This window comes from Nitrosomonas sp. Nm51 (assembly GCF_900111165.1).
Classification (GTDB): domain Bacteria; phylum Pseudomonadota; class Gammaproteobacteria; order Burkholderiales; family Nitrosomonadaceae; genus Nitrosomonas.
On the sequence record NZ_FOGH01000017.1, the window covers coordinates 1 to 20,865 of the forward strand.

General features: G+C 47.0%; 22 protein-coding genes. 2 read left to right on the plus strand and 20 right to left on the minus strand.

Annotated elements, in window-relative coordinates; all coding sequences use genetic code 11:
• Nucleotides 1-164: 164 nt before the first annotated feature.
• Nucleotides 165-431, plus strand: coding sequence for a hypothetical protein (locus BMY60_RS07550; protein WP_090332621.1), 267 nt, complete (start codon nucleotides 165-167; stop codon nucleotides 429-431).
• Between the two features lie 158 nt (nucleotides 432-589).
• On the opposite strand, the gene BMY60_RS07555 is transcribed toward BMY60_RS07550, so the two are convergent.
• The 20 genes from BMY60_RS07555 to BMY60_RS15350 all read right to left on the minus strand — a co-directional run bounded on the left by BMY60_RS07555 (nucleotide 590) and on the right by BMY60_RS15350 (nucleotide 19,528).
• Entirely contained in the window at nucleotides 590-1,045 is a 456-nt protein-coding gene (locus tag BMY60_RS07555; RefSeq protein WP_090332622.1) for a hypothetical protein, read from the minus strand.
• A 275-nt stretch (nucleotides 1,046-1,320) separates the two neighbouring features.
• Nucleotides 1,321-2,358 carry a Holliday junction branch migration DNA helicase RuvB gene (gene ruvB, locus BMY60_RS07560; RefSeq protein WP_090332624.1) on the minus strand — a complete coding sequence of 346 codons (1,038 nt, stop codon included), beginning with the start codon at nucleotides 2,356-2,358 and terminating at the stop codon, nucleotides 1,321-1,323.
• A 12-nt stretch (nucleotides 2,359-2,370) separates the two neighbouring features.
• Nucleotides 2,371-2,955 carry a Holliday junction branch migration protein RuvA gene (gene ruvA, locus BMY60_RS07565; protein ID WP_090332625.1) on the minus strand — a complete coding sequence of 195 codons (585 nt, stop codon included), beginning with the start codon at nucleotides 2,953-2,955 and terminating at the stop codon, nucleotides 2,371-2,373.
• Nucleotides 2,952-3,467, minus strand: coding sequence for a crossover junction endodeoxyribonuclease RuvC (ruvC, locus tag BMY60_RS07570; protein WP_090332627.1), 516 nt, complete (start codon nucleotides 3,465-3,467; stop codon nucleotides 2,952-2,954). Before ruvC ends, ruvA begins: the two co-directional genes overlap by 4 nt.
• Before the next feature lie 20 nt (nucleotides 3,468-3,487).
• Nucleotides 3,488-4,213, minus strand: a complete 726-nt coding sequence (locus BMY60_RS07575) for a YebC/PmpR family DNA-binding transcriptional regulator (protein ID WP_090332628.1) — start codon at nucleotides 4,211-4,213, stop codon at nucleotides 3,488-3,490.
• A gap of 115 nt (nucleotides 4,214-4,328) precedes the next feature.
• Complete coding sequence (gene glmS / locus BMY60_RS07580) at nucleotides 4,329-6,176, minus strand: glutamine--fructose-6-phosphate transaminase (isomerizing) (RefSeq protein WP_090332630.1); 1,848 nt, start codon at nucleotides 6,174-6,176, stop codon at nucleotides 4,329-4,331.
• 45 nt (nucleotides 6,177-6,221) lie between these two features.
• Nucleotides 6,222-7,592, minus strand: coding sequence for a bifunctional UDP-N-acetylglucosamine diphosphorylase/glucosamine-1-phosphate N-acetyltransferase GlmU (glmU, locus tag BMY60_RS07585; protein ID WP_218141655.1), 1,371 nt, complete (start codon nucleotides 7,590-7,592; stop codon nucleotides 6,222-6,224).
• 228 nt (nucleotides 7,593-7,820) lie between these two features.
• Entirely contained in the window at nucleotides 7,821-8,243 is a 423-nt protein-coding gene (locus tag BMY60_RS07590; protein WP_090332631.1) for a F0F1 ATP synthase subunit epsilon, read from the minus strand.
• Between the two features lie 13 nt (nucleotides 8,244-8,256).
• The gene (gene atpD / locus BMY60_RS07595) at nucleotides 8,257-9,636 is read right to left on the minus strand and encodes a F0F1 ATP synthase subunit beta (RefSeq protein WP_090332633.1); all 1,380 of its coding nucleotides are present in this window, start codon (nucleotides 9,634-9,636) and stop codon (nucleotides 8,257-8,259) included.
• Nucleotides 9,637-9,660: 24 nt separating this feature from the next.
• Entirely contained in the window at nucleotides 9,661-10,548 is an 888-nt protein-coding gene (atpG, locus tag BMY60_RS07600) for a F0F1 ATP synthase subunit gamma (RefSeq protein ID WP_090332634.1), read from the minus strand.
• 3 nt (nucleotides 10,549-10,551) lie between these two features.
• Nucleotides 10,552-12,093 (minus strand): F0F1 ATP synthase subunit alpha, encoded by a 1,542-nt coding sequence (gene atpA / locus BMY60_RS07605; RefSeq protein ID WP_090332636.1) that lies wholly within the window; start codon nucleotides 12,091-12,093, stop codon nucleotides 10,552-10,554.
• Nucleotides 12,094-12,106: 13 nt separating this feature from the next.
• A complete protein-coding gene (locus tag BMY60_RS07610) occupies nucleotides 12,107-12,643 on the minus strand; it encodes a F0F1 ATP synthase subunit delta (RefSeq protein ID WP_090332637.1) in 537 nt (178 codons plus the stop codon).
• A complete protein-coding gene (locus BMY60_RS07615; RefSeq protein ID WP_090332639.1) occupies nucleotides 12,643-13,116 on the minus strand; it encodes a F0F1 ATP synthase subunit B in 474 nt (157 codons plus the stop codon). Before BMY60_RS07615 ends, BMY60_RS07610 begins: the two co-directional genes overlap by 1 nt.
• Before the next feature lie 33 nt (nucleotides 13,117-13,149).
• A complete protein-coding gene (gene atpE, locus BMY60_RS07620) occupies nucleotides 13,150-13,422 on the minus strand; it encodes a F0F1 ATP synthase subunit C (protein WP_090332640.1) in 273 nt (90 codons plus the stop codon).
• A 318-nt stretch (nucleotides 13,423-13,740) separates the two neighbouring features.
• Nucleotides 13,741-14,550 (minus strand): F0F1 ATP synthase subunit A, encoded by an 810-nt coding sequence (atpB, locus tag BMY60_RS07625; RefSeq protein WP_090332642.1) that lies wholly within the window; start codon nucleotides 14,548-14,550, stop codon nucleotides 13,741-13,743.
• Between the two features lie 35 nt (nucleotides 14,551-14,585).
• Nucleotides 14,586-14,948 carry an ATP synthase subunit I gene (locus BMY60_RS07630; RefSeq protein ID WP_256250753.1) on the minus strand — a complete coding sequence of 121 codons (363 nt, stop codon included), beginning with the start codon at nucleotides 14,946-14,948 and terminating at the stop codon, nucleotides 14,586-14,588.
• Between the two features lie 214 nt (nucleotides 14,949-15,162).
• On the minus strand, nucleotides 15,163-16,941 hold the full coding sequence (locus tag BMY60_RS07635) for an ABC transporter transmembrane domain-containing protein (RefSeq protein ID WP_090332645.1): 1,779 nt from the start codon (nucleotides 16,939-16,941) through the stop codon (nucleotides 15,163-15,165).
• A 103-nt stretch (nucleotides 16,942-17,044) separates the two neighbouring features.
• Entirely contained in the window at nucleotides 17,045-17,326 is a 282-nt protein-coding gene (locus BMY60_RS07640) for a peptidylprolyl isomerase (protein WP_090332646.1), read from the minus strand.
• A 194-nt stretch (nucleotides 17,327-17,520) separates the two neighbouring features.
• The gene (locus BMY60_RS07645) at nucleotides 17,521-19,311 is read right to left on the minus strand and encodes a patatin-like phospholipase family protein (RefSeq protein ID WP_218141656.1); all 1,791 of its coding nucleotides are present in this window, start codon (nucleotides 19,309-19,311) and stop codon (nucleotides 17,521-17,523) included.
• A gap of 22 nt (nucleotides 19,312-19,333) precedes the next feature.
• Nucleotides 19,334-19,528, minus strand: a complete 195-nt coding sequence (locus BMY60_RS15350) for a hypothetical protein (RefSeq protein WP_143057393.1) — start codon at nucleotides 19,526-19,528, stop codon at nucleotides 19,334-19,336.
• Nucleotides 19,529-19,632: 104 nt separating this feature from the next.
• Here BMY60_RS15350 and BMY60_RS07650 point away from each other — a divergent pair, with 104 nt between their 5' ends.
• The gene (locus BMY60_RS07650; protein WP_143057394.1) at nucleotides 19,633-20,853 is read left to right on the plus strand and encodes a Tle-like phospholipase domain-containing protein; all 1,221 of its coding nucleotides are present in this window, start codon (nucleotides 19,633-19,635) and stop codon (nucleotides 20,851-20,853) included.
• The last annotated feature ends 12 nt before the right edge of the window (nucleotides 20,854-20,865 follow it).

Sequence of the window (20,865 nt, forward strand, 5' to 3'; positions counted from 1 at the left end):
AGCAGGTCGCTGGCCAGCCTTGGTGCGTTATATCATCAGTAAAATTATTGCCAGCAAACCCCAGAAATCACAATTTCTTGATTCATTTCCCGCTATGTTGGCATTTGATTCCAGCTAACTGAGGAATTTAGGTTAAAAATTTTTACCACAAGAAGGAGATAGCTATGACAGAAGTATGCACTAATATAAACGGCACAAATCATAGACTTTGCTTAAAAAAAGTACCAAGTGGGCATCGTCTATTTATTGATGATCAGGAGATAGCGTTTCTACCATCAAGCATTGATGTTCAGGACTTTAAATTTAACGAGGTGCGTTTCTTTATGATCCATAAAAACAACCAGTGTGAAGTCCGTCTTGCAGACGAGAGTCCATTAGGCGGAGGTGCTGATTTTATACCTAGAGGCGGAAGTCCGGTACTGATAGTTTGAATGCGATCAGCCTGTCGGAGTTTTTTGTCAGGACTTCGATGGGTTGATTCCTTTGCTGCAGGCCGACAAAAGCACCAACCCCATGCTTGTATTCAAATGGCTTTGGCCGGACAGGCTGCGAAAAAGAACCAGTAGTTTACCTTTATAAGACCGGCAATTCAGAAAAGCCAGGATCCATCTTCTGTCGCCCTGCTCAGGGTAAAATTATAAACCAGATAATAACCGTCGCGTTCCACCAGCGTTATATTGACGTTGATCGGTCCCGTCGAATAATCCGCCACGCCGGAATAATTCAGGCGTTTTTCACCAAACAGTGAGAATACGCTCGCTGTACGCGAGAAGTCCAGTTCATCAATGGCGTAAAATCTGCCGAAACTGCGGTAGTGGTCGAGCAGCTGCTCCAGTTGCTCATCCGAAATAGTCTGTCTGGCTTCCGGCGCCAGATGTCTGAGGAACGGTTCTTTTTCCCAGCTGGTGATTTCCGCCAGAATCTGTGTTACCGCAGGTTCCGCCGATTGACTGTAATAACTTTTTTCGCGGTCCGTATAAAAATACAACATGATCACTACCGTCAACAGAACCGCAATAATAAAACGCAATGTATAAGCTTGCATAATCCTAAAATTTTCAGTTGACCGCTACGACTATGGCCAATCTTATGAACAATAAAACTAATATTTCTTTATATGCCACCCACCCGAAGGGTGGGCCACGCTATGGTGCTTATAGCACACTGTTCTTCCTTTTTTGCTGCGTTGCAATTCGTTGCAACAACACGTTATTACGCCTTGCCAAAAAGGAAGAACAGTGTGCTCTAAACATCATCCGACTGATAATTCCAGGATAATTTAAAACGACAAAAACGATAAAACCGGGCAACGAACGGTTTTCATTCTTCCCATAATTCTCCCTGAATGCCGCTTCTGGGTAAGGGAAGACCGAAATGACGATAAGCGATGATTGTTGCCATACGGCCGCGCGGCGTACGTTTCAGAAATCCCTGCTGGATCAGATACGGTTCCAGTACATCTTCAATCGTGTCACGTTCTTCCCCGATAGCAGCGGCAAGATTATCCACGCCAACGGGCCCGCCTTCAAATTTTTCCAAAACGGACAATAACAGCTTTCTGTCCATCATATCCAGACCGGTTGCATCGACATCCAGCATGCTCAGCGCCGCATCGGCAACCGGTTGTGTCACCTGTCCGTTGGATTTGACCTCGGCAAAGTCACGCACACGGCGCAGCAGGCGATTGGCAATACGCGGCGTGCCACGTGAGCGGCGCGCGATTTCCAGTGCGCCGTCCGCCGTTATCTCTACACCTAACAACCCTGCTGAACGCGCTACAATCTTGCTCAATTCTTCAGCCGTATAAAATTCCAGCCGCGAAACAATACCGAAGCGGTCGCGCAACGGATTCGTCAGCATGCCGGCGCGCGTGGTTGCGCCTACAAGCGTAAAAGGCGGCAGATCGAGCTTGACGGAGCGGGCGGCCGGACCTTCACCGATCATAATATCCAGCTGGTAGTCCTCCAGTGCCGGATAGAGAATTTCTTCGACCATCGGTGACAAGCGGTGAATTTCATCGACAAACAGCACGTCATGCGGTTCAAGATTTGTCAGCAAAGCTGCCAGATCGCCAGGGCGCTCCAATACGGGGCCGGACGTATGGCGCAGGCTCACGCCCATTTCTCTGGCAACGATATGCGCCAGCGTGGTTTTACCGAGTCCTGGTGGACCAAATAACAAAACATGATCCAACGCCTCCCGGCGGCGGCGCGCAGCTTCGATAAAAATGCTCAGCTGGCTGCGGATTTTTTCCTGACCGACATATTCATCGAGCAGCTTCGGACGTAGCGCGCGTTCCAGCACTTCTTCCTGGGAAGAAGCTGCAGCAGCGTTAATTAATCGATCCGTCTCAATCATAATAAGCGGAAATTATTTATCCTTTGACAATCGCTGTAAAGCAAGGCGAATACCATCTGCTACAGTTGCTTCCTGCGGCAGCTGTTTGACCGCCCAGTCGGCTTCACGTGCATTATAGCCTAAAGACAGCAATGCATTGACGATGTCATGGTGATGATCTGCTGTTTCAGCCGCAGGCGTAAAATCGGCTTCAGCAGCGCCCAGCTTGCCGCGTAATTCCAGCAATAACCGCTCAGCCGTCTTCTTACCGATACCCGGAATTTTAATCAGCCGCGTACTATCGTCCGATTTAACGGCATGCTGCAAATCCGTTACAGTCATGCCGGATAACAGCGCTAATGCAGTTCTTGCACCGACTCCCGAAATTTTCACCAGCTGGCGGAAAGCTTCACGTTCCGTCTCGGTTGCAAAACCGAATAATAAATGTGCATCTTCCCGAACCATCAGATGCGTATACAGCATTATCTGCTCACCCACCCCCGGCAGATCAAAAAAAGTGCTCATCGGGACGTCGATTTCATAACCGACACCCCCGACATCGAGCACGATTTGCGGCGGCTGTTTCGTCAGCAGAACACCCTGCAGCCTGCCGATCACACCAGTCTTCCGCGTTTCATTCGCAGGCCCAATGAAATTTTCCCTAACCCGAATCCGCCATGCGCATGGCAAATTGCACAAGCCAGCGCATCGGCGGCATCCTTCCCCGGGCTGCCCGCAAGGTTAAGTAACTGTATCACCATGGCCTGCACCTGATCCTTGTGCGCATGCCCGTTTCCAACCACAGCCTGTTTGATTTGTAATGCAGTATATTCCGATACGCCAAGATTATGCAGCACCGCCGCACAAATTGCCGCTCCCCTTGCCTGCCCCAATAACAGTGTTGACTTGGGATTGACATTGACAAACACTTGCTCCACTGCAACCTGATCGGGACGGTATTCCAGAATGATTTCCCGCAGGTTACTCATGATCAGTTTAAGCCGGTCCGGCAAAGCGCCCTCCACAGTCTTGACGCACCCACTGTCGATATATGCGAGTTGATGCGCGCCCCGATCGATGACGCCAAATCCGGTGATGCGCAACCCCGGATCTATGCCTAGAATTCGAATATGTTCACCTGTACTTGAATTTATTCGTCGAGTACAGCCGTGGTATAAACGGCCTGCACATCATCCAGATTTTCCAGCGCGTCGAGCAGCTTTTGCATTTTCGCTGCATCGTCACCGGTCAACGCTGTTTCGTTGGTCGGTTTCATTGTCACCTCCGCCAGCTCTGCTGTAAAGCCGGCGTTTTCCAATGCCGCCTTTGCGGAAACAAACTCATAAGGCGCGGTAATAACTTCAATGCTTTCGTCATCATTGCCGATGACATCTTCAGCGCCAGCCTCCAGCGCTGCTTCCATCAGCTTTTCTTCAGACGTTCCCGGCGCAAAAATAAACTGTCCGCAATATCTGAACAGAAAAGCGACCGATCCATCGGTACCCAGATTACCGCCAAATTTACTGAATGCATGGCGGACATCAGCCACAGTCCGCATCCGGTTATCCGTCATGCAATCGACCATGACCGCAGCGCCCGAAATCCCGTAACCTTCATATCGGATTTCTTCATAATTAACGCCTTCAAGATCGCCGCTGCCACGTTTTATTGCACGCTCTACGTTATCTTTGGGCATATTCTGGCCAAATGCCTTGTCCATCGCCAAACGTAAACGCGGATTACTGTTAGGATCCCCTCCGCCTATACGGGCGGCAACGGTGATTTCTTTGATCAAACGGGTAAAAATTTTGCCGCGCTTGGCATCCTGCGCAGCTTTTTTATGTTTAATATTCGCCCATTTACTGTGACCGGCCATTGATTTTTATCCTGTGTTTAAGATGGGCTTATCTTACCACCCGGCCCAGCCTGGATAAAGGCAAATACTGTCGCGAATTCAGCATGAAGTCAGAGTGGCACGAAAACAGCATCACCTACTCCACCGTTACCGCTTTCGCAAGATTTCTGGGCTTGTCCACATCGGTATGCTTGACCAGGGCAACATGATAAGCTAGCAGCTGCAACGGTATCGTATGCAAAATCGGGCTTAGAATGCCCGCATGCTCAGCCAGCCGAATAACGTGAAGACTGTCGCTTTCTTCAATAGCTGTGTCCGCATCCGCAAACACATATAATTCCCCGCCTCGGGCGTTTACTTCCTGCAAATTGGACTTCAACTTGCCTAGCAGTTGATCGTTCGGCGCTATGGCGACAACCGGCATGTCCCTGTCAACCAGAGCCAGTGGACCGTGTTTCAATTCCCCGGACGCATATGCTTCTGCGTGAATATACGATATTTCCTTAAGTTTTAATGCGCCTTCCATTGCAATCGGATAGTGCACACCGCGGCCGAGAAACAGCGCATGACGTTTTTCTGAAAACCGCTGTGACCATTCCTGCACCTCGGGTTCTATCTGCAACGATGCCTGCAGTGCAGCCGGCAGATGACGCAATGCCGCGATCATCTCGCGTTCTTTATCCGCAGATAACTTGTTACGCATTTTTGCCAGCAGAACAGTTAACAGCAGTAATGATGCAAGCTGTGTGGTAAACGCTTTTGTCGATGCAACCCCAATTTCCGGTCCAGCACGCGTCAAAAAACGCAGATCCGTCTGCCTGATCAACGCACTTTCAGCAACGTTGCAGATAGCCAGGCTGTGCTGATGTCCAAGCTGTTTCGCATAATTCATTGCAGCCAGCGTATCTGCAGTCTCACCGGATTGCGAAATACCCACGACCAGCGTTCGCGGATCGGCAACCGGACTGCGATAACGGTATTCGCTGGCTATTTCTACCGTGCACGGTAATCCTGCTACGGATTCCATCCAGTAGCGGGCAACAAGTCCTGCGTGATAACTGGTACCGCAGGCGAGAATAAGCAAGCTATTCGTTTTGGAAAAAATTTTTTCAGATGCGCTGCCAAACAAACCCGGAGAAACGGATTGGGCATTAAAAACCATTTCCAGCGTATTTGCCACCGCGCTCGGCTGCTCAAAGATTTCTTTTTGCATGAAATGATCGTATGGCCCTATATCGATCGCATCGCTTGTCAGGTCGCTGTGATGTATCGGCCGCTCTACTTCACGACCGATATAACCGTCCGCACAATCAAAAATATGGTATTGATCTTTCTGCAGTTCAGCAACATCGCCCTCTTCCAGGTAAATCATGTTGCGGGTGGTCTGCAACAATGCGGATGCATCGGAGGCTGCGTAAATACCGTCATTACCCAATCCTAATAACAATGGAGCGCCGTTACGCGCGACTACGATCCGTTCGGGATTTGCCTCTTCCATCACCGCGATGGCATACGCGCCTTCCAACTCAGAAATCGACAAACAAACCGCTTTCAACAAGTCTGCCGTATTTTTTAGATTGTATGCAATCAAGTGTGCAATGACTTCGGTATCCGTATCTGACACAAACTGATAGCCTTCAGCCTGCAGTTGTTTACGCATCGATTCGTGATTTTCGATAATACCGTTGTGAACAACGGCGATTCTGGATTCTTCCCCGGATAAATGAGGGTGTGCATTACGTTCGGAAGGTTCTCCATGCGTCGCCCATCGTGTATGCGCGATACCGGCAAGTCCGTATGTATCTTGTTCTGCAGCCTTCTTTTTCAGTTCGGCAACACGACCGGCGGTTCGCAGTCTCTGCAATCCATTATTAGTAATGACAAGTCCCGCTGAGTCGTATCCTCGATATTCCAATCGCAGCAAGCCTTCAAGCAAAACTGGAACAACATTATTATTTGCAACAGCGCTCACGATTCCGCACATACGATATTTCCCTGTACCGGTAGTTGATGTAGATCTGAAAAATAGTTATGTTTTTGACGGACGTTTCCATCCGGATATACTGATCTGTTTCGCCCTAGATAACGTTAATTCATTTTCTGGCGTATCTTTGGTTATCGTCGATCCGGCGCCAATGGTCGAACCATAAGATACTTTTACGGGTGCGACAAGCTGTGTATCGGAACCAATGAAAACATTATCCTCGATAATCGTTTGATGTTTATAAGCACCGTCATAATTACAAGTAATCGTTCCCGCACCGATATTGACATTGTTACCTATGGCGGTATCTCCGATATAGCTGAGGTGGTTTACCTTGCTGCCTGATGCAATTTGGCTTTTTTTTACTTCTACGAAATTACCGATATGCACATTGTCGGTAAGCTGCGTTTCCGGCCGTATTCTTGAATAAGGGCCAATTCTGCAATTGGCACCGATTTTCGCATCTTCAATATGACTGAACGGCAGTATCGCTGTTTTCTCAGAAACTGTAACGTCCTTTAGTATACTGTTTGCTTTGACCTTAACATGGTCGCCTAAAATGACAGTTCCTTCAAAAATGCAATTGACATCAATCTCGACGTCAGTACCACATCTTAATTCACCCCGAATATCTATCCGTGCAGGATCGTACAGCATCACCCCTTTTTCCAGCAATTTATTTGCATAGTTGTTCTGGTAAATACGCTCCAGTTCTGCTAATTGTACCCTGCTGTTAACACCCAGAATTTCCCAGTCATGTACGGCTTGTGTAGAAACAACAGCTACATTTTGACCGACCGCCATTTTTACTATATCTGTTAAATAATATTCCTGCTGGGCATTATTATCCTTGAGCTTTGGTAACCATGAATGCAAACATGCATTGGGAATGACCATAATCCCGGTGTTTATTTCACGAATGGATTGTTGCGTTTGGTTGGTATCTTTTTGCTCAACTATCCCACTAATTGCATTGGTATTTTCATCGCGAATAATGCGCCCGTAGCCGAAAGGATCGTCAACAACGGCAGTCAAAATGCCGCATGTTTTTCCCTGCGCCGAATTGATGAGCTGTTCGAGTGACGCTAAGCTCACCAATGGTACATCACCGTATAAAATCAACGTCGAGCCTTCTTGATCCAAATATGGCTGCGCTTGCAGCACCGCATGTCCAGTGCCTAATTGTGGTTCTTGGGTGACCCAAGTCAAACTTGCATCGTTTACAATTTCTTTCACACGTTCACCGCCATGGCCGATCACTACACATATTTGATCTGGCGATAATTTCTTGGCTAAGTCCAATACATGGGACAGCAAGGGTTTTCCTGCAAGCGCATGCAGCACCTTAGGTAAGGATGAATGCATGCGCTTACCCAGGCCTGCAGCTAAAATTATGATACTCAGTTTAGACGCCATCTTAAAGCACTCTCCTTTTAAAGCCGAGAATTATCAGAACCGGCGGATTAGAATAGTGAAGTTGCTTCACAAATCAAGACTGCACCTGCTAAATCGTGTTGCTATATATTATAAGAGATGAAATAAGATTTTTACCTGGGATACTGTTTAAAATTTCAATTTTATATGTATTCGCGTAAAAAAAAGGCGACTATATTGTCGCCTTACTGTAGATTGGCAGATATTGTACTAATGTCTGCGTTTTCTTAATTTTTCTATTGCCGCCAGTTGCGCGACTGCTTCCATCAATTCTGCTTGTGCACGCGCATAATCCAGCTCTGAAGCGCGATCCTTCATTGCATCTTCAGCGGCACGTTTTGCCTCTATCGCTTTTGCTTCATCTAAATCGTTACTACGAATGGCAGTATCGGCAAGTATCGTAACCACGTCTGGCTGTACTTCAAGCATTCCGCCTGATACGTACACCATCTCATCTTCTTTTAACTGCGCTTTGATTCGCACCATTCCCGACCTGATTTTCGTCAACAACGGCGTATGACGTGGATAAATGCCCAATTCGCCCATTAGCGCAGGTGCAACTAAGAATTCCACAGGGCCTGAATAAATCGATTCTTCGGCACTGACAATATCCAGATGAAAAACTGTACCCATTTAGTTATACCCGTTATTGAATGCTTTTGGCTTTTTCTACAGCCTCTTCGATACCACCTACCATGTAAAACGCTTGCTCTGGCAGATTATCATATTCTCCGGTAACAATACCTTTAAATCCTTTAATCGTTTCTTTTAATGGTACATACTTACCTGGTGAACCCGTGAAGACTTCAGCCACATTAAATGGCTGTGACAGGAACCGCTGAATTTTACGCGCCCGGCTAACAGCCAGCTTATCTTCCGCAGATAATTCGTCCATACCCAGAATCGCAATAATATCTCTCAATTCCTTGTAACGCTGTAATGTTTGCTGTACTTCACGCGCAGTATTATAGTGCTCGTCACCAACGACTAAAGGATCCAACTGTCTTGAAGTCGAATCAAGCGGATCCACTGCAGGATAAATACCTAATGAAGCAATATCCCGTGATAACACAACGGTAGCATCCAGATGACCGAAAGTCGTAGCAGGCGACGGGTCGGTCAAGTCATCTGCAGGCACATACACCGCCTGAATCGAGGTAATCGATCCTGTTTTTGTCGATGTAATACGCTCCTGCAAGCGCCCCATTTCCTCAGCAAGCGTCGGCTGATAACCGACAGCTGAAGGCATACGGCCTAATAGTGCCGATACCTCGGTACCGGCCAATGTATAGCGGTAAATATTATCAACGAAAAACAGCACATCCCGACCCTCATCACGAAACGCTTCCGCCATCGTCAGCCCAGTCAACGCCACACGAAGCCTGTTTCCGGGCGGTTCGTTCATTTGCCCATAAACCAGTGCGACCTTGTCAAGTACATTTGAATCCTTCATCTCATGATAAAAATCATTACCTTCACGTGTACGCTCACCGACGCCCGCAAAGACAGAATAGCCGCTGTGTTCAATGGCGATATTACGAATCAGTTCCATCATGTTGACTGTCTTTCCGACGCCCGCACCGCCAAACAGACCGACCTTACCGCCCTTGGCAAATGGACAAATCAGGTCAATCACTTTAATACCCGTTTCAAGCAACTCAGTTGAAGCCGATAGCTCATCGAATGCAGGTGCCTGGCGATGGATGGACATTGACTGTTCGGATTCGATCTCACCCATTTCGTCAATGGGCCGGCCAAGAACGTCCATAATCCGGCCAAGGGTTTTAATACCAACCGGAACACTAATTTCCGCTCCAGTATTTTGAACCGTCATGCCACGACGCAGACCATCGGAAGAACCCAGCGCGATCGTACGTACCACGCCATCACCCAGTTGTTGCTGAACTTCCAAAGTTAGCTCAGAACCTTCCATAACCAACGCATCGTTGACTTTAGGAATGGATTCACGATCAAATTCTACGTCAACCACCGCACCAATACACTGTACAATTTTTCCTTGACTCATTGTTTTATCCTAAATACTTTATATTTAAACAGCTGCTGCGCCGCCTACAATTTCTGACAACTCTTTGGTAATAGCCGCCTGTCGAGACTTGTTATACACAAGCGTTAATTCATCGATTACATTACCCGCATTATCTGAAGCGGCCTTCATTGCAACCATTCTTGCTGACTGCTCAGACGCCATATTTTCCGTAACTGCTTGATAAATCAAAGCTTCTACGTAGCGTACCATAATATCATCTATTACAGGTTTTGCCTCTGGTTCATAAATATAATCCCAGCCGGTATTTGAAGGATCTTCTTCACTGTCCGCGCCTGATCTCATTTTCTCATCACTGAGTGGCAGCAGTTTTTCCATGACAGGTTCCTGCTTCATGGTATTGATGAAACGGTTATAAAAAATATAGACGCGATCAAAGCGATCCCCGGTGTAACCGTCAAGAACGACTTTTACTGCACCAATCAGTTTTTCCATATCCGGCGTATCGCCCAATCCGACAACCTGAGAAATTACACTGGCCTTGAGCCTGTTCATAAAACCCAGGCCTTTGCTGCCTATACAGCAAACTTCTATTTCTTCGTCCCCGGACTGCCATGTTTTTATTTCGCTCAAAACACGACGAAGCACGTTCGTATTCAGTCCTCCACACAAACCTTTGTCAGAAGTTATTACGATGATACCTACGCGTTTAACAGTATCCCGCTCAATCAAAAAAGGATGGCGATACTCGGTATTTGCCCGGCTCATATGCGCTGCAACATTGCGTATTTTTTCACCGTACGGTCTGGCCTTTTTCATGCGGTCCTGTGCTTTACGCATCTTGGATGCCGCGACCATCTCCATAGCACGCGTAATTTTCTGTGTATTTTTTACGCTCTTGATTTTATTGCGTATTTCTCTGCTACCTGACATTGTTTAGTAGGTTCCGTTTTTCTTGAATTCTTCTATCGCAGTCACTAATTGTTTTTCTGTTTCCGCAACAAGTTCTTTGGTGCTCTCAATTTTTTCCAAAATTGATCCATGTTGTCCACGAATATAACTTTTTAGCGCCGCCTCAAACGCAAGTGCACGATTTACTTCAACATCATCGTAATAACCATTGTTAATTGCAAACAACGTTAAAGCCATTTCAGAGACGCTTAATGTGGCATATTGAGGCTGTTTCATCAGCTCTGTAGCCATCTTACCGCGATCAAGCTGTTTCCGAGTCGCTTCATCCAGATCAGACGCAAATTGTGCAAACGCAGCCAATTCACGGTATTGGGCAAGCGCAAGACGAATACCGCCGCCCAGCTTTTTAATGACTTTTGTTTGTGCCGCACCACCAACACGTGAAACAGACACGCCAGCATTAATTGCAGGCCGAATACCGGCATTAAACAAATCTGTTTCCAAAAAGATCTGTCCGTCTGTAATTGAAATTACATTCGTTGGCACAAATGCGGTAACGTCACCAGCCTGCGTTTCAATAATCGGCAAGGCGGTTAATGAGCCCGTTTTTCCTCTTACAGCGCCATCCGTTTCCTTTTCCACATACTCCTCACTTACCCTGGCAGCTCTTTCCAGCAAGCGTGAATGCAAATAGAATACATCACCAGGATAAGCTTCACGTCCTGGCGGTCTTCTCAACAAGAGTGAAATTTGGCGGTATGCCCAGGCCTGTTTGGTTAAATCATCATAAATAATCAGCGCATCCCGTCCTGTATCACGAAAAAATTCTCCCATCGTGCAGCCGGAATAGGGTGCAATAAACTGCATAGCAGCTGATTCCGATGCCGTAGCCGCAACAACAATCGTATATTCCATGGCGCCATGTTCTTCGAGTTTGCGAACAACATTCGCAATCGATGACGCCTTCTGGCCAATAGCCACATAAATACATAGCATGTCCTGGCCTTTCTGATTAATGATTGCATCAATCGCAACGGCTGTTTTACCTGTTTGACGGTCACCGATTATCAATTCACGCTGACCGCGCCCGATCGGCACCATTGAATCCACGGATTTCAAACCTGTTTGAACGGGCTGATCAACTGACTTGCGCCAGACCACGCCTGGCGCAATTTTTTCAATTGGTTCTGACTTTTCAGAAGTGACAGGGCCTTTACCATCAATCGGTTGCCCGAGCGCGTTAACCACGCGTCCGAGTAAACCTTCCCCCACGGGAACCTCCAGGATTCTTCCGGTACACTTAACCGTGTCCCCTTCAGAAATATGCTCATATGCACCCATAATTACCGCACCGACTGAATCCCTTTCCAGATTAAGTGCCAAACCATAGGTATTACCTGGAAACTCTAACATTTCGCCTTGCATAACGTCCGATAAACCATGTATTCGAACAATACCGTCGGTTACCGAAACAATAGTTCCCTGCGTACGAACCTCTGCCGTTTCAGCAAGTCCTTCTATCCTATTTTTAATCAGTTCACTGATTTCGGATGGATTTAACTGCATTTCTTTTTAACTCCTAGCTTTTAAGGGCGCTAGCCATTGCCTGTAGTTTACCGCGAATGGAAGCATCAAATATCTCATCGCCAACTTCTACTATAACACCGCCGATTAACGCCTGATCCACTTGGACTTTGGCATCAATTTTCCTGTTAAATTTCCGCTCAAGGCTCGCAGTTAATTTCTTTAACTGCCCACCGTCCATTTCAAATGCCGAAACGACAGTCGCTTCGAGCATACCTTCATGCTGCGACTTCAGATGTTCAAAAAGTTGGCTGATTTGTGGCAGAACGCCGATTCTGCTATTTTCTGCCAGCATTAACAGAAAATTACGACCCTCCTGATTAAACTTGGATTTGCCGATTTCAAGCAGCAACTCACCGAGCTGTTTCGCTGAAACGACCGGATTGCCAATAAGCGCCTTAATTTGCTCATGTTGCGAGATATCTGCCGCATCCCGTAACATGCCCGACCATTCTGTTAAATTATTGTTAGCAACTGCCAGCTTAAATACAGCTTCAGCATAGGGCCGTGCAACCGTTACCGCTTCTGCCATTATTTTAAATCTTCCTCAATTGACGCCAGCAAATCTGCGTGTACTTTCGCATCGACTTCCTTGCGAAGAATTTTCGATGCGCCGGCAATTGCCAGCTCTGCGGCGTGTTGACGCAGCGCTTCTTTAGCACTGAAAATTTCGTGATCTATTTCAGCTTTCGCGCCAGAAATTATACGATCACCTTCCTGCTTAGCTGCGCTCTTAGATTCCTCAACAATTTCAGAGGCGCGCTTCTCTGCCTGCTGAATAATCTCGGCCGCCTGTTGCTTGGCTTCTTTCAGAATTTCTGTAGACCGCTGGCTTGCCAGTTCTAATTCATGGCGGCCTCGCTCTCCGGCAGCCAAGCCATCTGCAATTGTTTTTTGACGATCTTCAATTGCCTTTAACAATGGCGGCCAGACAAACTTAACTGTAAACCAGATAAATGTTGAAAACGCAAGTGCCTGAGAAATTAATGTAAAGTTAATATTCATGACCAACCCATATTGGTTCTAAACAAAATTTAATTATTGAATAACAGCCAACAATGGATTACCAAATGCAAACAGCATTGCCAAGCCCACCGCAATAATAAATGATGCATCCGTCAGACCGAGCAGCAAAAACACTTTACCCTGTAAAGTCGGAATCATTTCAGGCTGGCGCGCGGCACCTTCCAGAAAACGGCTGCACATTACGCCCACACCAATACAAGCACCAGCAGCTCCCAATCCAATCATCAGACCAATACCGATCCCGGTGTATGCTTGAATCAATGCCAAATACTCTAAATTCTCCATGCCTTTTCCTTTAGTTTATGATTAAAGATTTTGTAATAAAAACTTATATTTAATTAGGGAATGTTAACAATTAGTGAACTGTTGCTGCTGATACTCTTTTACCCCTCAGCAAGCAGCGTGAACGACGTGGTGTAGTCACGCCACATGCACGAATGATAACGCAGCGGAAGTCAAAATGTCAGCCCTATGGGCTGTTCCTGAAATGGCGCCATACCGCGTGATTCGTCGCTCATCTGGAATAACCAAACGGCGCTTCTCATGCCTTGCCCGGTACAATTTCAGAAACAACAGAAATAATTCACTAATTATTAACACCCCCTAGTGCGACTCATGCGCCATCGAGATATAAACCACCGCAAGCATCATGAATATAAATGCCTGCAAAGTTACAATCAACAAATGAAATATTGCCCAGCCCGCACCGAGTATTGCACCAAAAAACGCACCTGCCACGCCGGTTGCAGCCCACATACCAATCAACAAGAAAATAATTTCCCCTGCATAGATATTGCCGAACAAACGCAGTGAATGCGACAGCGGTTTAGATACATATTCAATGAAATTAAAGAGCAGGTTTAAAATCCACAACAAAGGATTCTTCCCGAAAGGCGTACAAAACAATTCGTACATCCATCCGCCCAGTCCTTTAACCTTTACGCTGAAAAAAATCATTAAAAACCAAATGGACAACGCCAGTGCAAACGTCGTATTGACATCTGTCGTAGGCACAATCTTCCAGTAATGCAGACCAAACACATTTTCCGTGACCCACGCCGTGATGTCGATTGGCATAATGTCCATGGTATTCATCAGCAACACCCAGACAAAAATTGTCAGCGCGGTGGGTGCAACAAATATATGCCTGTTTCCATGGAATGTGTTTTTTACTTCGTTGTCTATAAATTCAATCATCAACTCAATAAAAGCCTGACGCTTGCTTGGCACACCGGGGGTCGCTTTGCGAACGACGAGCCAGACAGACCCGATTCCCAGAATGCCGAGTAGAATTGATGTTACCAAGGTATCTATATGCAATGCCCAGAACGCGCCCTCTTGGACTTGCACTGTCATATGCGTCAAATGATGATCAATATATTTAGTTGGGGTAAGCTCTGTGTCTGCTGCCATGCGCAACCTGTTATATTTAGTAAGAGTGTACTCAGTTAGTTGATGTGATCTGTATCTTTGCTGTCTGACACGAACAATGCCAAGCTGTGCGCAATCACTGTTAAAATAAAAGTGCCGATGAATGCAAAGGCGTTCACGTTGTCATACGTCTTGAACACAATCCACAACAAGGCAATTGTTAAAAAAATTTTCACGGCCTCTGCTCTCAAAGCAGTTCTAATTGTCCCGCCAGCGGTATAACCCTTGTGACGCGAAACAATTACCGCAAATGCCGCTGAGGAGATAATACTGACCATCCCCCCGAGAAATGCCGATACTGCATATTGCAAGTTCATCAGCAGCGCCAATGCACATGCCATGACAATTGTAATCAACAACTGCCAGCGCAGAACGATCACAAGCGGTTTAATTGTTATCCAAGATGCCATGCGTATCTGTCTATCCTGGAACAAGACCTTATTATAATTTTCTCTACGCTTAAAAAAAGCGGGATTCTATACTGATCTATAGTTTCAGTCAATGTAAAAATAATGTGTCAACCAAGATTCAACCATCTTCAACTAATTGAGTTTCTATGGCAATTTGCTGACCATACCCAAGCCTTTTAGCTCACTATTCACGCGTTCCCTGCATCACTGTTTGGAATTGCAATGTTGCCAGTTGTGCGTACAATTGACTGGTTGCCATTAATTCAGTGTGCGTGCCCAGTGCTTCTAACCGTCCATGGTTGAGGACTGCAATACGGTCTGCTGATTGCACGGTTGACAAACGATGCGCGATAACCAGTGTTGTGCGGTTAATCATTAACCGGTTAAGGGCCTGCTGCACCCAAAACTCGCTTTGCGCATCCAGCGCACTGGTTGCTTCATCAAGCAGTAAAATGGGCGCATCGGCCAGAATGGCACGCGCAATCGCCAATCGCTGTTTTTGACCGCCTGACAATCCATGCCCCAAATCACCGATTCTAGTCTGGTAACCTTGCGGTAATTCCATGATAAATTCATGCGCATATGCGGCTTTTGCCGCTGTCTCTATGCGGTCTTGTACCGCATCCGGATTACCGTATTGCAAATTTTCAAGTATGGTGCCGTAAAACAACGCAGGATTTTGGGATACCAGCGCATAGCACCGCCGCAAATCGAAAAGATCCAGCTTCCGTATATCAACCCCTTCCAGCCTGATACATCCTGCTTGGCAGTCAAAAAAACGAAGCAGCAAGTCAAACAGCGTTGATTTACCGGCGCCCGACGGTCCCACCAGCGCTAAAGTTTCACCAGCACAAATGCGCAATGACAGCTTGTCGATTGCCGGCTTATTCAGGCGCGACGTATAGGCAAAGAATATCCGATCAATCTCGATATTGCCTGATACCTTGGGAAGCAACTGCGCTGTTTGCGGTGATGTAATTTCATTCCGTGCGTGCAGCAACTCCATTGTCCGCTCTGCTGCACCTGCCGCGCGCTGCAGTTCACCGATTACCTCAGATATCGAAGCAACCGCAGAACCGACAATCACACTGTAAAAAACAAACGCCGCCAGCTCTCCGCCGCTGATACGGCCTTCGATTACATCAATACCACCAATCCAAAGCATGACACCAACGGCACCCAAAACCAGCACAATCACCATGGTCACCAGTAATGCGCGCTGTATAGTCCGCTGCTTTGCAACTATAAAGGCTTTCTCGACATAATCGTAGAATTTATGCTGGTCAATGGGCTGGTGATTATAAGCCTGTACTGTTTTAATCTGACCGAGAATTTCGCCGACATAGGCACCGACTACGGCCACCTTATCCTGGCTTTTTCTCGATAATCCCCGGACTCTGCGGCCAAAAATCAAGATGGGCGCCACCACCAACGGAACGCAGACCATCACAATTGCCGTTAGTTTTGCGTTAGTGATAAACAACCAGATAATGCCGCCGACCATCATAATCAAATTGCGCAGCGCAAACGAAATTGACGAGCCAATCACCGATTGCAGCAGCGTCATATCCGCCGTCAAGCGTGATTGGATTTCCAGGCCGCGGTTGTTCTCAAAAAAACCAGGGTGTAAATGAACAAGATGATTGAATACCTTGCAACGGATATCCGCAACAACACGCTCGCCCAGCCAGGTAACCCAGTAATAACGCGTAAATGTGCCTATGGCCAGTGCGCATACCAGACATAAAAAAACCAAAACATACTGGCCCAGCAGATCTTTCGACTGAGTCGCAAACCCCTGATCAATCAGCAGCCGAATGCCCTGCCCAATCGATAAGGTAATCGCCGCGGTAAACAGCAAAGCTGCCAGACTATAGACAATCTGCCGTTTATACGGCGCAACAAAAGCGAACGCCATTTTAACCGCTTGCCGACGGCTGGTGTCTTTTGATGCCGTATTCATCACTTTCGATGCAAAATACCATCAATTGAACAGCAAAAAGGGAGCCTACTGCTCCCCGGACACCGCTGGCGGCAACTGTTTGCCGCCAGTGCTCGCAAATCCGTCAATCCTGCCGCGCGGTTACTTCTACAAGATGATAGCCGAATTGCGTTTTAACCGGTCCTTGCACTTCGCCGACCGGCGCACTGAATACGACGGTATCAAACTCCTTGACCATTTGCCCCGGACCGAATTCGCCCAGTTCCCCGCCCTGTTTTCCTGAAGGGCATAATGAATGTTCCTCAGCCAGGTCGCCAAACTGTGCGCCACTCTCTATTTCGTCCTTCAGACCGCTACATTCCGCCTCTGTTTTCACCAGAATATGCCTTGCACTTGCTTTCGCCATCACTCTCTCCTGTTTCCTGTTGATTAATAAATTATCGGTACAGCATTTAAACATACATTGTTCGTATAAAGAAAGCCTGATAATTCCTGCAATCCGAGTAAATGGCTTTCACAATAACCGCTTCAGCAGCCTTACTTCAGAAAACGAAACTAAAATTTCAGCATGTGCAAGTTCGAATTGACAGAAACCGGGCGTTAATCCATCTCCACAAAACGTTCATAGCGTTGTTTCAATTCCGGCATAACCTGTTGTGCGGCGTTATAGCCGATTTCAAAAAGCTGTTCACCGCGCATAAAATCAGCAAATGGAAACGCCGAGGTATCCGGGGTCAACAGAAAATCGCTTTCCGACATATGCAATTTGGCCAGTTCATGCGAACTGACTTCGAGAACGCGGTTTAGCGTGGAAAAATATCCGACATGCTGCATTTCTGTCTCAGGTGTCTGTGCACTATTTTTGCCGAATGTAGGGTGCAATTTTGTACCGACATCGACGGCGACGATATAGTCGGCGTGCTGTTTTCTCAGAACAGAGCTGGGCACGTTTATCAATACGCCTCCGTCAACAAGGGCCAGGCCATTACGCCAGATGGGCCTGCCAAACACCGGATAATTGATACTTTCCAGTACACTGTTCACTGCCTCTCCATTTGAGCGGATAACCGCCTGGCCACTGATGAGATCTGCGGAAATCGTATGCACCGGTAATAACAATTGCTCAAGTCTCAGGTCTTTTAAATATTTACGCAGTCTTTGCTCGATCAGACCGAACCGGAACAGCATCCACAAATAGAGCTGGCTCATTTTAGGTATGGCGCTCATAACTCCGGGCGGCTTCATTTCATTGTTAAACAGGCTCAACAAATGCTTTGGATTAAATCCTGCTCCGAGCCCCACGGCAATAATCGCGCCTGCGCTGGTACCCGCCACGCGGTCAAAATAAAGTCCGTGTTCTTCAAACGCCGAAATAACGCCGATATGCGCCAGGCCATGCGCGCCGCCGCCGCCAAGCGCCAGCCCCATGTGCACGTCTCTGGCAATATGATAGAGACGCGCCAGATCAGCAGACCGCATTTCATAGTTATGCGCGCTATAGATACACCGTACCGCTTCAAGGTGTGTCGGCATGACGTATAAGGAGTTGTCGGCCAGATTGTATGATTTTGGCTGGATCCAGACAACCTGGATGCGGCTTTTAAGTTCCAATTGCTGCTGGAGTAACTCTTCCGCCTGTCCGGCAAATGCTTCTTTGACCGGACGATTCTGTTCAATCAGCCACCAGATACGCTCGCATTGCAGTAACAACTCCGCAGTTACTCGCCCGCCATACAAATCGATAAACACATGGTCGCAGCGTTTTGTGGCTGATACCAGTTCCAGTAAGAATTTTGCTTTTCCGTGCGATGGATTTAGTGCATGGATTGAAAAAAAATTTTTGTGTGCAGTTAATTCCCAAAAGGACAACCGGTCTGTAAAAATTTCTATTGTTTTATGTTTATGAGCAAAAAAACGTACAATTGAAGGCGCAATCAATGACGTCAATTCCGTTGTGCGAACCAGTCCAATAATACCGTGCTTGTGGCGGACAATTTTTCGGGTCTGGGCACCCAGAAGCCATTTGCCAATAGTGCGGCTGAGCTTAATCGAAAATTCCGGCAGTGTTTTGACCAGCTGATAAAAATCCCGCTTGGAAATTTCCAAAACCGTAGTATCCATAACAGCCGTTGCCGTTGCTGCGCGGCGGCCGCCTATCAGCAATGACAGCTCGCCAAAATGATCGCCATGCTGCAGCATATTGACAACCCGTTCACTGCCATCTTCCTGAAGCATGCTTAGACGAACCCGCCCGAATAAAATAATGAACATGCTTGTACCGATTTCGCCTTGCCGGATCAGCTTTTCACCGCTTTTAAAAGTTCGGTGCGTGGCAGCGGCCAAAATTCTTTGCGTATCATCGTTACTGAGCCCGCCAAGTTCAATTGGCAAAACTTGATTACTGGCGATCTGGTCATTCACGGCATAGCCCTCGAACAATGGTTTCGGTATTTTTCCAGTTATTCAGGCAGTGATCAAGCTCATGCATAAATACGCAGCGATAGTGCTTGATAAAGAGCACTGCGCTTAAAAATACCACTGTACGCCGTGCGCTTACAGATGTATTGAGCGGACCATGCAAAGCAATCATTCTAGAGGATACCGTCATGTGTTAACCGCCGATTGTTCGATCAAATGCGCATCACGCATCACGTATTCAGGGTTATAATTTTCCCAAACCGTCATTGAATAAAATCGGAAAAAGAAATAATTATGTACAGAGGCTCTTGTTTTATTGGCTTGTTGATGTGGTTGTTTTTTGTTTTGGCCGGTATCGCGCCGGTTCGCGCCATGAATGTTGATTGTACGGAACACACTGCACCGGCCACTTTTATTCTAGACAATGGCATACTTTGCCTGCAGAAGATCATTATCGAAGAACAGGCCGACATGGTTTTTTATACCGCATCGCTGGCATGGTCAGGCCCGGATAACCCCAATCAATTCAGTTTACTAAATACGGGATTGGATAATTCATCCGATCTTAACAGCCCGTTTTTTTCGACCATTAACGGTTCGCTTACTTTGCCCAAAGTTGATGTGCCAGGCACATACGGCACAGAACGTTATGCGGTCAATCTGGCTTTAGCGGATGAAAAAGAACTTTCACTATTTGAAATTGCGTCAATATCAGTATATATCAATCCTGATTTTATTCCCAACGTCACCTGGAAACCCTACGGCATGCTCGACAGGGAAGAACGCCATGCCGTTGATCTGCTGGGACGCTCGCTACCTTACGCAAAACTGGCTGATGCAGTCTATGACTTTGACAACACACTGGTCGATCAGTGGATTCTGGTCGAGACAAAAGACAACAATTCTGGAATGCAAGCGGGAGTTTACTATGATCCGGTTACTGATGAAGTAGTGTTAGCCTTCCGGGGAACGGAAACATGCGATTTCCCCTGCTCCCTCAGTGAACTTGCAGAACTTGCACTGGATACGGCTGCTGACACTTTGCTCACATTTGGACTTGTCGATACACAGTTTGAAGATGCCATGGATTATGCCCGGGATGTTGTCGCTCGCGCGCAGGACAGGAAAGTCATCGTAACCGGCCATTCGCTGGGTGGCGGGCTGGCGCAGGCGGTGGGATCCGCACTCGGACTGGAAGCATTCGCTTTTAATTCTGCGCCCGTTCCGGATGATTTTTTCGATAATTATCCGCCCGTACTGCCACCGGTGTCACTTAATGAAATTATTCATGTACTCGGCGATATTCACGACCCGGTTTCCAACACTGATGAAACCGGCAAATTTTATCGAAACGCCATGCATGTATCGACACTGATACAGTTTGATTTCGACATGAAAGAAATCCTGCCGCCGGAATTGCGCCAGCTGAATGAACTCAGGTTCAACCGTCACAGCATCACCAGACTGGTTGATAATGCATCCGCACTTTTAATGCTTTATCAGGACGGGTGGTAATGCTGAGTGTAA

Coding starts and splice junctions, on each gene's coding strand:
- atpB (WP_090332642.1), bottom strand. CDS start 14,550: ATGGCAGCAGACACAGAGCTTACCCCAACTAAATATATTGATCATCAT.
- ruvB (WP_090332624.1), bottom strand. CDS start 2,358: ATGATTGAGACGGATCGATTAATTAACGCTGCTGCAGCTTCTTCCCAG.
- atpG (WP_090332634.1), bottom strand. CDS start 10,548: ATGTCAGGTAGCAGAGAAATACGCAATAAAATCAAGAGCGTAAAAAAT.
- BMY60_RS07640 (WP_090332646.1), bottom strand. CDS start 17,326: ATGGCGAAAGCAAGTGCAAGGCATATTCTGGTGAAAACAGAGGCGGAA.
- atpE (WP_090332640.1), bottom strand. CDS start 13,422: ATGGAGAATTTAGAGTATTTGGCATTGATTCAAGCATACACCGGGATC.
- BMY60_RS07550 (WP_090332621.1), top strand. CDS start 165: ATGACAGAAGTATGCACTAATATAAACGGCACAAATCATAGACTTTGC.
- glmS (WP_090332630.1), bottom strand. CDS start 6,176: ATGTGCGGAATCGTGAGCGCTGTTGCAAATAATAATGTTGTTCCAGTT.
- BMY60_RS15350 (WP_143057393.1), bottom strand. CDS start 19,528: ATGACGGTATCCTCTAGAATGATTGCTTTGCATGGTCCGCTCAATACA.
- BMY60_RS07590 (WP_090332631.1), bottom strand. CDS start 8,243: ATGGGTACAGTTTTTCATCTGGATATTGTCAGTGCCGAAGAATCGATT.
- BMY60_RS07635 (WP_090332645.1), bottom strand. CDS start 16,941: ATGAATACGGCATCAAAAGACACCAGCCGTCGGCAAGCGGTTAAAATG.
- BMY60_RS07575 (WP_090332628.1), bottom strand. CDS start 4,213: ATGGCCGGTCACAGTAAATGGGCGAATATTAAACATAAAAAAGCTGCG.
- BMY60_RS07650 (WP_143057394.1), top strand. CDS start 19,633: ATGTACAGAGGCTCTTGTTTTATTGGCTTGTTGATGTGGTTGTTTTTT.
- BMY60_RS07610 (WP_090332637.1), bottom strand. CDS start 12,643: ATGGCAGAAGCGGTAACGGTTGCACGGCCCTATGCTGAAGCTGTATTT.
- glmU (WP_218141655.1), bottom strand. CDS start 7,592: ATGGCGTCTAAACTGAGTATCATAATTTTAGCTGCAGGCCTGGGTAAG.
- BMY60_RS07555 (WP_090332622.1), bottom strand. CDS start 1,045: ATGCAAGCTTATACATTGCGTTTTATTATTGCGGTTCTGTTGACGGTA.
- atpD (WP_090332633.1), bottom strand. CDS start 9,636: ATGAGTCAAGGAAAAATTGTACAGTGTATTGGTGCGGTGGTTGACGTA.
- atpA (WP_090332636.1), bottom strand. CDS start 12,093: ATGCAGTTAAATCCATCCGAAATCAGTGAACTGATTAAAAATAGGATA.
- BMY60_RS07615 (WP_090332639.1), bottom strand. CDS start 13,116: ATGAATATTAACTTTACATTAATTTCTCAGGCACTTGCGTTTTCAACA.